This is a genomic window from Pseudanabaena mucicola FACHB-723, assembly GCF_014696385.1.
GTDB lineage: Bacteria > Cyanobacteriota > Cyanobacteriia > Pseudanabaenales > Pseudanabaenaceae > Pseudanabaena.
Genome location: NZ_JACJQB010000085.1, coordinates 1 through 3,888 on the forward strand (window position 1 = coordinate 1; position 3,888 = coordinate 3,888).

The window sequence follows — 3,888 nt, forward strand, 5'->3', positions numbered from 1 at the left end:
TGTCCTTACTCGTATTAGCGCGATCAGAAATGCCGACACAAATGCTAGTCTTGCTGCATTCCATTGCAGATGCTGCTGCAACATTTCTCGGAATAGGTTAATCTCTTTGATAGGGGTTTTATGGTTAGATGTGGTTATCTTTTATAAAACCCCTTTCTCTCTACTTTTGCAACTTTTTGTCCTGTACTTAGGCCCAATAGATAAGACAATCCAAACACAGTAGTAGACTGTCCTTGGGTATCAGCGTGCAAAGTGTCAGGTTGGATATCGGAAGTATTCTTGAGTAATCCATCAAGAATATAAACAGCTTCCCAAACACCACAATTAATGAAATGGGTAAACAGAGCAATATAAGTATCAGAAACATGATGGTAAGCAATGCCCCCATAGCCACCATAACGAATGTGATACTCAGACATCAAATTACTCTCATAAAGCTGAAACTTACTGCCATCAGCCGCCGCCCGTTTGCCAGTCCCCCAACACTTCGGCAATTCCAAACGATTAATAAGCATTAATCAAATCTCGCATTGCTGCCTCAAGTTGAGCAATCGAAATATGTTGACGATTAACATAAGCCAACATCCTTGAACTGACCTGTCCGCGAGTATGACGAGCAGTTTGATTAGGACCGAGATTACAACCATAGCCAAACACGGTTAAAATATAACGTTCAGATGCATTCTCAATCTTTGGCTCAGAACCAGAAACATGACCAAAGTGGCGCACCCAATTGAGCCAATGTTGCACATTACAGAGAATATCCAAAACACTACGTTCAGGGAGCCGTTGTAAAATTGCCGACTCCAACTCTATCGCGCCCGGTGGCAGCGGCTCCGCCGTAATCCTTTTGAGTACAGGTACGGCAGCAGCACTAATCGTCACTTGCGTACCATCCTTACAGATTTGGTCTACAGCAGTAGCAGTTCGAGTCAACCAAGATTGAAGTTGTTCAACAAATTTTGGAGCCGTAAGTGCCATACCTGTTTGCTGACAGTAATCAGCCAATTTGGGTTGACACTCATCCCAAGACAATAACTGTTCTCGAAAGTCAGCATAGTTTTCCGAACCCACCACACAAGCATCACCACTTTTCAACTCGGCAGCTAAATAGGTAAAGATACAGACCTCGAATTGCTGACGCACTAACTGTGAAATCCCATCACACTCAACCACCACTAATCGTCGCCAGCGATCGCTCATAAAGCTCAAATCGAGATCTTCCACAGACAACCATTTAGAGCGACGGTTTTCATGAGCCAAAACCAGAGTCAAAGCTGCCGTCAAGGAAAGATCTTGGCTAGCAGACTGGAGTTCTAACCCACGCACCAAGGGAAACAAAACCGAACGATAGCGACTATAAAATCGCCATATTAAAGGCAAATAGTTATCGCTATTGTAGGCAATAATCTCCTCGCACTGCGCCAGTAAAGCGGCGGCTCCCCCATGGGTATCCAAAACAGATTGCACCCGCCCACCCAAACTCGCCGCATCAGTCTCCCCAGTTGATGTTTGTAAAATCTCGGTTAGCACTGCCAACATTGATTCAGTTTTGGTCAAATTCTGTTCTCGTAATTCGACCAACCGATCTTTGGCACATTGATGCATTTTCTGAACACGCTTGAGAAACATCTCTACTAAATGGTCACGGGTTTTAACTTGCACACGATAGAGCAAGCAGACTAACAGAGTGCGACGTTTCGCTAGATTTAGTTCTCGGAGATCTGTCATCGCCAAGGCTTTTGCTTGTGCTGCAAAAGATTTGACCTTAGCGGGGGCAATTCCAGCGAGTAACTGCCTTGCATCACCAAAAGTAAGTATTTGGTCAAACTTAGTTTGTAAAGCCTGAATATGAGAGAGGCAATCGCTTTTTGGTGCTGCTCTCAATAAGCTGAAAGTTAATTCCGATTCTGACGATGAATTAGAGACCAATTCATCCACAAAGGTTCGCTGATTTGGACTCATCGCCCTATCAATACGCTGAAACAAGCGGTTATTCACAACAGTACGGATATGACCAACCAAACGATCCAGCGTACTAAAAGCAGGTAATTCATAACGCGCTCTCACCAACTCTTCAACAGCAACATTGATTAAATCAGCAGGATATTCCATGATCTCCGCCGATGTAGCAATGACAGTAGCGATCGCAGTTTGTGCCTTGCGGTCGAAAGGATTAACTCTCAAATAAGCTCGAATCGCCTCTGCATAGTAGTAACGAGAACGTTCAGGCGGGATAGCACAGATATTAGCACTGAGGTTTAAGCAAGCCCGAATATGACTGATAACTGTGGGCGGTACATCGGATGACAGTGGAAAATATCCCAATCGTTGAAATGACTTGAGCATGACTAAAAATCGCAGTAACCCACTCTTACTTTTGACCTTTCCCTTCGCCAGATTTATCTCAGATGCTGATGGAGTATATAATTCAGTAAGTTCTTTCACCGTTGCTTGAGATTTAAATCGAGGATAAGCCGTGCGTTCAATAGCAGTCATAGAGCCGTTTAGAAGACAAGCAAACTAGGGGCAGGTTAGAGCAACACTCAGTTTGCATAGACAGAGTATAGACAATACTCTATTAGTTTGAAATAAACACCCTTTCAAAGAATCTATGAATGGGATTTAATCAATATTTAAGTTTGATTGTTGTCTGAGTTTTGGAGCAGTTGATTTAAAGCTTTGTGAGCAGTTATTTCTGCTCGTTCGGAAGTTACTTTTTGATAGCGTAAAGTAGTGTTGATATTTGTATGTCCCATTAAGGCGCGTAATTCTTCGATCCCCATTAACCCAACCCTTTCGGTGGCAAAGGTGTGTCGGAGGTCGTGCATTCTGATACCTTGGATTTTTGGTTCATTCTTAGTTAATTTTGTCCAGTCTCGATGGGCAGCCTGATAACTTAAGCGGGTGACTTTTCCTGTAACAGGCTGTTGGGTGGTGAATAAGGCTGGTGATTCGGTGTGTCGATAGTATTTTAGATATTTTTCTAATGCGGTTGCCGCATCTTCGCTGTAGAAACACCATCGGGTTTTATTGCCTTTGCCGATTACTTGAAATTTGCGTTCTTTGAGGTTGATTTCTGCTAATTGCAAGCTCAGGATTTCCGCGATCCTCGCTCCCGTGCGATGCAGCAAGCAGACCAATGCTTTCATGCGACCGTCGCGTTCTACGACTTGGTAGAGACTGGCGATCTGTTCGGGCGATAGGTATCGAATTACTCCATCGGCATGATGTTCTCCTTTCTCTGGGTTTGGTTTGCGCCGATGCAGTCGGGCGATGGGGTTGGCTTTTAGATAATCGCGCTCTACGGCAAAGTTGAATAGGGCTTGGACGATCGCTTGATGGCGGTGATGAGTTGTATAGGCTAGATGCGTTAAACCTTCTAGGTATTTTGTTAAGGTTGCTCGACTCAAGATTTCAATGGGATAGCTGCCATAAGTAGCTAAGCAAAATTAATTACATAAGTTGAACCAAAGTCTCGAAGAACTTTTTCAACATAAGAGACTAAACTTTCCCAAGATTCATATGCATTGAGTTCAATCCACTCATACTTCATGAAACGCCACAAAATTTCAATCAAGTTCAACTGGAGACTATAAGGGGGTAACTGGAAAATCTCAACTTGCTGGTTCTTCCACTGCTCTAATTTCTCTTGAATCAGTTGACTGGTATGAATAGAGGCTTTATCCATAACAATCACTGTTGGCTTGGTAGATTGACGAGCAAAGTCATCGATACAAGCGAGAATGACTGCACTGGTGATACTGCGTTCAAAAACATAAGCAGATACAGCAAATTGAGACCAAACGCACCACAGCAATTTAGAATAAAAGGAAAAAATGGCAGCCCCCTATTCGCTAGATTTACGAGAACGGATACTAAGTGCAT

The 3,888-nt window shown here is 43.4% G+C and carries 4 protein-coding genes and 1 pseudogene; all 5 read right to left on the minus strand.

The window, feature by feature from the left end; genetic code table 11:
* Positions 1–111 (minus strand): annotated as a pseudogene (locus tag H6F41_RS19530) (IS4 family transposase); the annotation flags it as partial.
* A 23-nt stretch (positions 112–134) separates the two neighbouring features.
* On the minus strand, positions 135–515 hold the full coding sequence (locus H6F41_RS18515) for a Tn3 family transposase (RefSeq protein ID WP_190404937.1): 381 nt from the start codon (positions 513–515) through the stop codon (positions 135–137).
* Complete coding sequence (locus H6F41_RS18520) at positions 505–2,499, minus strand: DUF4158 domain-containing protein (RefSeq protein ID WP_190404938.1); 1,995 nt, start codon at positions 2,497–2,499, stop codon at positions 505–507. Before H6F41_RS18520 ends, H6F41_RS18515 begins: the two co-directional genes overlap by 11 nt.
* A 137-nt stretch (positions 2,500–2,636) precedes the next feature.
* A complete protein-coding gene (locus H6F41_RS18525) occupies positions 2,637–3,422 on the minus strand; it encodes a tyrosine-type recombinase/integrase (protein WP_190404940.1) in 786 nt (261 codons plus the stop codon).
* Between the two features lie 20 nt (positions 3,423–3,442).
* Positions 3,443–3,820: a transposase gene (locus H6F41_RS18530; protein WP_190404939.1), complete on the minus strand. Its 378-nt coding sequence runs from the start codon at positions 3,818–3,820 to the stop codon at positions 3,443–3,445.
* Between the last annotated feature and the right edge of the window lie 68 nt (positions 3,821–3,888).